Origin of the sequence: Micromonospora sp. DT41, assembly GCF_049841715.1 — a bacterium.
Classification (GTDB): Bacteria; Actinomycetota; Actinomycetes; order Mycobacteriales; family Micromonosporaceae; genus Micromonospora; species Micromonospora profundi.
This window is the reverse complement of the sequence record NZ_JBNCKU010000017.1, coordinates 129,885-137,752: the sequence shown is the minus strand read 5'-3', so window position 1 is coordinate 137,752 and position 7,868 is coordinate 129,885. Positions and strand designations below refer to the sequence as shown.

Genomic DNA, 7,868 nt, shown 5'->3' with positions numbered 1-7,868 from the left:
ACGACGAACCCGACGACGACCACCGCCACAACGTCATCGTCCCGTCACCGTCATCACGCATCAACGCCGGCGCCGCAGTTCCCGCTCCGTCCCACAGGGCGTTGACGATGATCTGGGCGTCGCCGGCCTGGACCTGGTATCTGTCCGGGTACGCCGACACCTGCACCGTCTGGCACACCTCGCCGATCGGGGCGGTCATCCAGGACCTGTTGGGATACTTGCTCTCCATCACGCTGAGGAACTTGTTGGTCGCCCAGGTGGCGTTCAACCGCTGCGCCCGGCTGCCCCACCACTCCTGCTGCTGGAACAGCCCCAAGCTGGTGTGGTCGACCTCCTCGCTGATGTTCTGCAGGTGCGTCTCGACGATGGCCGTCGTGACGGCGATCACCGCGGCGCGCTGGGCCAGCCCTCGGGCCTTTGCCGCGTTAACGATCATCCGGGCGCAGGATGTGCGGTAGGCGTTCATGTAACCGCGCATGTCGGCCCTGAGTTGGCTGTTCAGGCTCGTGGCCAGCGCCGCGTCGAGGCTGGTCGTCCCCCTCGGATCGCAGGCAACCGTCTGATACGCCAGAGCCGGCGAGGCCAGCGCGGGCACCGGCTTCGACGGCAGCGGGGTTCCCCCGGGATCAGCCGACGCCACACACGGCATTGCGGCCAGCACCATAGTGGCGCCGACAAAAGCGGCCGCACTGCGACCAAGCACAGTGGACATTCCTCTTTGCAAGATTGCTCCTCCACGTCGACTGTCGGGGGATAGGCGGGTCAGGACGGTCGTCGATACCCGTCCGGGCGTCACGTCCTGACCATTCCGAACTGAGGCCGCTGCGACAGCACCGGCCGAGCCCTTCCCGCTGGGCGACAGCATTCCTCCGTGTCCTGGAGAACCTCATCAATTACGCTGCAGAACGTGTTGAAGCGACCATGCTCGCTCGCGTGGCTCCCGATACAACGCACCGCACGATCGCGCAGCTCGTTGGGGATGCTTCTACGCTGTCGCCACTGATGGCTCTGTTCAGCCCGATCAGAGCATGATCGAAAGCCTCCGAGCTGCCCGGGAAACCGTCCGCGCGAGTGGGGTTGGTAGCCCGCCGTGGGCCAGGGCGCTGAGGGCCATCCGCACCGTGCGGATGATCCGGTCAAGCTCCTCGTCGTCGGCCTGGTGCACAGCGCATCCCGTCCCGGAGGATTCGCCAACCGGCCTGGGCACCGCCGTGTCCCGAGGCCAGGCGTGCATCACCCGGCACACGATGTCGCGTCGATCGGAGAGTCGAATCTCCCGCTCGGCCCAGCCCTGGGCGTAGAGGCGGAAGAATTCGTTCATCCGGTACCAGAGCTGGCCCCGGGGGTCGACCCGGGTGAAGCCGACCACCTGCGCGTCGGCCAACTCTTCGACCGCCTGTTCGGCTGCCACGGCAGAGGACGGCAGAGTCGCCTGCACCACCCACGAGGGAAAGTCGGTGAGCCGAAGCGCGCCGAGCGCGAGCAGAACACGTCGTGCCTCGGGCCCGAGCGCGCGACAGTTCGAGTCGAGTCGCCCTCGGACCGAATCGCCGTCGACACTTAGTTCGTCAAGCCGGCGGGCTTCGTTGGCCAGTCGGTCCGCCATGATTTCCAGTGGCCACCCCTGGCGATGGACCAGTCGGGTCCCCGCAACGCGGACGGCCAGCGGGAGGCCCGCGCAGTAGTGCAGGATCCGTTCCGCCGCGCCCTGCTCGGCCTCCACCCGATCGCTGCCGACGATCCGGCGCAGCAGTGCCCCGGCATCGCCCGGCCCGATGGCGCCGAGTTCGGTGAACCGGGCCCCGGGCAGGCCACCGAGACGACGCCGGGAGGTAACCACGACCGCGCAGCTGTTGGCACCGGGTAACAGCGCCTGGATCTGGTGGGAGCTGTCGGCGTCGTCCAGCACGATCAGCATCCGGCGCCCGTCGAGCAGAGTGCGGTAACGCTCCATGCGTGCCTCGACGGTGTCGGGCGTGAGGCTCGTGGCCCAGCCGAGGATCGACAGGAACCGACCGAGGATGTCGCCCGGATCGGCCGGTTTCCCCACCGCCCCGCCCAGGTCGGCGTAGAGCTGGCCGTCCGGATAGTCCCTCGCGATGTCGTGCGCCACCCGAACCGCCAGGACGGATTTTCCGACCCCCGGCGGTCCGACGATCACCTGCACCTGCACCTGCGCCGCCGCGCCGGTGGTGACCGGACCCAGGGCGACGACCAGCGCCGAGCGTTCGTCAGCGCGTCCGGTGAAGTCCGCTGCCACCGGTGGCAGCAGCGCCGGGCGAGTGCTTTCGGCGCTGCCGGGCCAGGCCACCGGGCGGCGGACCGCTGTCACGGGCCGGGCCAGGTCGACTGGCCTGTTCCTCCCGTCGTCGCGGAGCACCATCTCGTGCACCGCGCGGAGGTGCGCGTTGGGTTCGATGCCCATCTCCTCGACCAGGAGCCGCCGCCCCTGGCGATACACCGCGAGGGCGTCCGAGCGCCGGCCGAGGCCGTTGAGCGCCACCATCAACTGCGCCCGGAACCGCTCCCGGTAGGGGTGCCGGTGGACCAGCTCGGTCAGCTCCAGACAGGCCGAGTCCAGCCGGCCGAGTTGGATCTCCGCGCCGACCCGTTCCTCGACGGCGACGAGTCGCATCTCGTCCAGTCGTGTCGCCGCCGACGACAGCAACTCGCTGTCAATGCCTTCCAGCGCGCCTCCCCGCCACAGGCGGGTGGCGTCCCGCAGCAGATCGACCGCCTCGTGATACCGGTGGTCGGCCAATGCCTGCCGGCCCTCTGCGAACAGTGCCTCGAATGCGTCCCGGTCTACCCTGGCGCCATTGGTCTGCAACAGGTATCCAGGTGGTTGCCGGACGATCAGGGCCGGAGCGCCCACCCGAGCAAACGCCTGGCGCAGGGTGGACACGTACGTCTGCACCACCGCCCGCGCCGTTTCCGGCGGCTGCTCCCCCCAGATCGCCTCGATCAGGCGTGCTACCGATAGGTTCTTACCGCTGTCGACCAACAGCGCGGCGAACAACGCCTTCGGCTTCTGTCCACCGAGTGGTACGACTCGGCCGGCGATCGATACCTCCACCGGGCCCAGCATTCGAAACTCCAAGCCCATCTCCCCCGTTGAAGCAGCTTGAATCGATGTCGCGGCTATGCATACACGATCAAGCCGCAGCATTCGACCCCGTTCTTCGTCGCCACCGGACGGGGTTTGGGAGAAGGCGCTGGCGCAATGGGAAGAGTCGGGGCCCTGCGGAGTCAATAGCAGGCGAGCACAGCCCGGTGCGGGGAAACGAGACTGGTCAGGTCACGTTGGCCGGGCCGAGGACGCTCTTCAGGTCACCCATCAGCGCTGTGGTCGCCGCCACCCGGAACGGACCCAGCCGCAGGGTGGTGGTCCGACCGCCGTTGAGCAGCTTGACGTGCACCTCGGTGTCGCCAGGGTGCAGCACAAGGGTTTCCTTGAGCCGTTCCACGAGCGGCGGCGTGCACCTGTGCACCGGGATGGTGAGGGTGACGGGCTTGTTGGTGGCGCTGGTGCTGACGTCCGGCATTGACATGTCCATCGCCATGATCCGTGGAGTGTCGTCGCGGCGGTCGACGCGCCCCTTGACCACCACGATGGCGTCCTCGGCGATGTACTGGCCGACCACCTCATAGGTGTTGGGGAAGAACAGCGTCTCCACCCCGCCGGCCAGATCCTCCAGGGTGGCCGAGGCCCACGCGCGGCCCTGCTTGGTGACCCGACGCTGCACGCCGGAGAGGATGCCGGCGAGGGTGACCACCGCCCCGTCGGGCACAGCGCCGTCCTCGGCCAGCGACGCGATCGTGGTGTCGGCCGCCGCGTTGAGGATGTGCTCCAAGCCGAACAGCGGGTGGTCGGAGACGTACAGGCCGAGCATTTCACGCTCGAAGGCCAGCTTGTCGCGCTTGTCCCACTCGCTGTCGCCGATCACCGGCATCACCGTCGTGCTGCCCGTCTCGGCGTCACCGAAGCCGGCACCGAAGAGGTCGTACTGGCCGACCGCCTCCTTGCGCTTCACATCGGCGTACGCGTCGATGGCGTCGGCGTGCACCGTGAGCAGGCCCTTGCGGGGGTGCTGCATCGAGTCGAACGCGCCAGCCTTGATCAGCGATTCGATTGTCTTCTTGTTGCAGACCACCGCGTCCACCTTGGACAGGAAGTCGTAGAAGTCGGTGTAGTCGCCCTTCTCCTGGCGGCACCGCATGATCGAGGCGACGACGTTCGCGCCGACGTTGCGCACCGCCGCCAGGCCGAAGCGGATGTCCTTGCCGACCGGGGTGAACGGCCCGGCCGAGGTGTTCACATCCGGCGGGAGCACCTGGATCCGCATGCGGCGACACTCGGACAGGTAGAGCGCCATCTTGTCCTTGTCGTCGCCGACGCTTGTCAGCAGCCCTGCCATGTACTCGGCCGGGTAGTGCGCCTTCAGGTACGCAGTCCAGTAGGACACCAGGCCGTACGCGGCGGAGTGCGCCTTGTTGAAGGCGTACCCGGCGAACGGCACCAGGACGTCCCACACCGCCTGGATGGCCTCGTCGGAGTAGCCGCGCTCGCGGCAGCCGTCCCGGAACGGGATGAACTCCTTGTCGAGGATCTCCTTCTTCTTCTTACCCATGGCCCGGCGCAGCAGGTCCGCCTGGCCGAGCGTGTAGCCGGCGAGGATCTGCGCGGCGCGCTGCACCTGCTCCTGGTAGACGATCAGGCCGTGGGTGGGCGCCAGGATCTCCCGCAGCGGCTCCTCCAACTCCGGGTGGATCGGGGTGATCTCCTGGAGGCCGTTCTTGCGCAGCGCGTAGTTGGTGTGCGAGTCGACGCCCATCGGGCCGGGTCGGTACAGCGCCAGGACGGCCGAGATGTCCTCGAAGTTGTCAGGCTTCATCAGCCGCAGCAGTGACCGCATCGGCCCGCCGTCGAGCTGGAACACGCCGAGGGTGTCGCCACGGGCCAGCAGTTCGTACGCGGCCTTGTCGTCAAGCGGCAGGGCCAGCAGGTCGAGCTTCGTACCGTGGTTGAGCTCGATGTTCTTGACCGCGTCGTCGATGATCGTCAGGTTGCGCAGGCCGAGGAAGTCCATCTTCAGCAGCCCGAGCGACTCGCAGGTCGGGTAGTCGAACTGCGTGATGATCGCCCCGTCGGCGTCGCGACGCATCAGCGGGATGTGCTCGATGATCGGCTCGGCGGACATGATGACGCCGGCAGCGTGCACACCTGTCTGCCGGATCAGCCCTTCGATGCCCTTCGCCGTGTCGATCACCTTGCGGACGTCCGGGTCCGAGTCGTACAGGCCGCGGATCTCGCCGGCCTCGGCGTAGCGGGGGTGCTTCGGGTCGAAGATGCCGGTGAGCGGGATGTCCTTGCCCATCACGGCCGGAGGCATCGCCTTGGTGATCCGGTCGCCGACCGCGTACGGGAAACCGAGGACCCGGGCCGAGTCCTTGATCGCGGCCTTCGCCTTGATCGTGCCGAAGGTGGCGATCTGGGCGACCTTGTCCTCACCCCACTTGTCGGTGACGTACTTGATCACCTCACCACGCCGACGCTCGTCGAAGTCGATGTCGACGTCCGGCATCGAGACACGCTCGGGGTTGAGGAACCGCTCGAAGATCAGGCCATGCTGGATCGGGTCCAGGTCGGTGATGCCCAACGCGTACGCGACGAGCGAGCCGGCGGCCGAACCACGGCCCGGACCCACCGAGATGCCCTGGCTCTTGGCCCACTGGATGAAGTCGGCGACCACGAGGAAGTACGACGGGAAGCCCATCTGGTTGATGACACCCAGCTCGTACTCGGCCTGGACGACGTGCCCCTCGGGGATGCCGTTCGGGTAGCGGCGGGCCAGGCCGGCGAAGGTCTCCTTGCGGAACCAGGACTCCTCGGTCTCGCCCTCGGGCACCGGGAAGCGCGGCATCAGGTTGTGGAACTCGAACATGCCCTTCGGGTCGACCTTCTCGGCGACAAGCAGGGTGTTGCGGCAACCCTCCTGCCACAGCTCCGACGAGTCCACCGCGCGCATCTGGTCGGCGCTCTTGATGAAGTAGCCGCCACCTTCGAACCGGAACCGGTTCGGGTCGTCGATGTTGCTGCCGGTCTGCACGCAGAGCAGCACGTCGTGGGCGGTGGCCTGCGCCTCGTGCGTGTAGTGCGAGTCGTTGGTGACCACCGGCGGGATGTCGAGCTTGCGGGCGATCTCGGTGAGCCCCTCGCGGACCCGGCTCTCGATGGAGAGGCCGTGATCCATGATCTCCAGGAAGTAGTTGTCCTTACCGAAGATGTCCTGGTAGCTCGCGGCCACCTTGAGCGCCTCGTCGAACTGGCCCAGCCGCAGCCGCGTCTGCACCGCGCCCGACGGGCAGCCGGTGGTCGCCATGATCCCCTCGGCGTGCTCGGCGATCAGCTCCATGTCCATCCGGGGCCACTTGACGTAGTGCCCCTCCATGGACGCGCGCGAGTTGAGGGTGAACAGGTTCTTCAACCCCTGCGCGTTCTTCGCCCACATCGTCTTGTGGGTGATCGCGCCGTTACCGGAGATGTCGTCGCTCTTCTGCTCCGGCCGACCCCACTTGACCCGCGCCTTGTGATAGCGCGACTCCGGCGCCACGTACGCCTCGACGCCGAGGATCGGGGTGATCCCGGCGGCCATCGCCTGGTTGTAGAAGTCGTTCGCGCCGTGCATGTTGCCGTGGTCGGTGATCGCCACCGCCGACATGCCGAGACGCTTGGCCTCGGCAAACAGATCCTTGAGGCGGGCCGCCCCGTCGAGCATCGAATACTCGGTGTGCACGTGCAGATGCGCGAACGAATCAGCCATGCGTGGCGCCCCCCGGCAGTGTGGATCTAGGTGGTCGGAGCCGACCGGCACCTACCCTACCGAGGTGATCTCGGCGGCTCCACCGTCCGCGCCGAGGGTGGCCCGTGTCTCCTCGCGCGGCACTTCCACCCCCACCGCCGATGCCTGCGCGCCCGGTTGCGCCTAGGCTTGGCCGGTGGCGAGGTACTACGACGTACACCCGGAGAATCCGCAGCCCCGGATCATCGGCCAGGTCACCGACCTGATCCGCAGCGGTGGCCTGATCGCCTATCCGACGGACTCCTGCTACGCGCTCGGCACCCAACTGGGCAACCGGGACGGGCTGGACCGGATCCGCGAGGTCCGCCAGCTCGACGACCGGCACCACTTCACGCTTGTCTGCCGGGACTTCGCGCAGCTCGGCCAGTTCGTGCGGATCAACAACTCGGTCTTCCGCCTGGTGAAGGCGTCCACCCCGGGCAGCTACACCTTCATCCTGCCGGCCACCCGCGAGGTGCCGCGCCGGATGCTGCATCCGCGCAAGAAGACCGTCGGGGTCCGCGTACCCCGGCACACGGTGACCCAGGCGTTGCTGGCCGAGTTGGGTGAGCCGCTGGTGTCGAGCACCCTGGCCCTGCCCGGCGACGAGGAGCCGATGACCCAGGGGTGGGAGATCAAGGAACGGCTCGACCACCAGCTCGACGCGGTCCTCGACGCCGGCGAGTGCGGCAAGGAGCCGACGACGGTCGTCGACCTGTCCGGCCCTGAGCCGGAGATCCTGCGCCGAGGCGCGGGAGACACCTCCCGCTTCGAGTAGCGCCCCCTCTAACGATCCGCCCCCGGCGTCGGGCCCCGGCGCGGTCGTTGCCGACCGCCCCGGCATGACCCGTGAGCAGGCGCGCCTTCAGCCCGAGGTGGTCGCCGCGCGCCCTTTGCTCTGCTTCAACCGACGCAACACCGACGGCTCTATCTGTTGCGTGGGTTGAAGCAGAGCAAAGGCGGGTCCGACCACCCTCCCCACCCGACCGACAGGTCCCACGAAAGCCGCCGAGGCGGCACAACGTT

3 protein-coding genes and 1 pseudogene are annotated in these 7,868 nt (G+C 67.9%); 1 reads left to right on the top strand and 3 read right to left on the bottom strand.

Translation table 11 applies throughout. The features are described 5' to 3' along the window. The 3 genes and pseudogenes from ACLQ23_RS26390 to dnaE all read right to left on the bottom strand — a co-directional run. Positions 1–712 (bottom strand): annotated as a pseudogene (locus ACLQ23_RS26390) (hypothetical protein); the annotation flags it as partial. Positions 713–1,021: 309 nt separating this feature from the next. After that, positions 1,022–3,076: an AfsR/SARP family transcriptional regulator gene (locus tag ACLQ23_RS26385; protein WP_355632830.1), complete on the bottom strand. Its 2,055-nt coding sequence runs from the start codon at positions 3,074–3,076 to the stop codon at positions 1,022–1,024. Between the two features lie 217 nt (positions 3,077–3,293). After that, complete coding sequence (gene dnaE / locus ACLQ23_RS26380) at positions 3,294–6,824, bottom strand: DNA polymerase III subunit alpha (RefSeq protein ID WP_355632832.1); 3,531 nt, start codon at positions 6,822–6,824, stop codon at positions 3,294–3,296. A gap of 175 nt (positions 6,825–6,999) precedes the next feature. Here dnaE and ACLQ23_RS26375 point away from each other — a divergent pair, with 175 nt between their 5' ends. Next, positions 7,000–7,620, top strand: coding sequence for an L-threonylcarbamoyladenylate synthase (locus ACLQ23_RS26375; protein WP_355595540.1), 621 nt, complete (start codon positions 7,000–7,002; stop codon positions 7,618–7,620). Positions 7,621–7,868: the final 248 nt, after the last annotated feature.

Bases quoted from the DNA above. Each gene is read 5' to 3' on its own strand.
- dnaE (WP_355632832.1), bottom strand. From the start codon at position 6,824: ATGGCTGATTCGTTCGCGCATCTGCACGTGCACACCGAGTATTCGATG.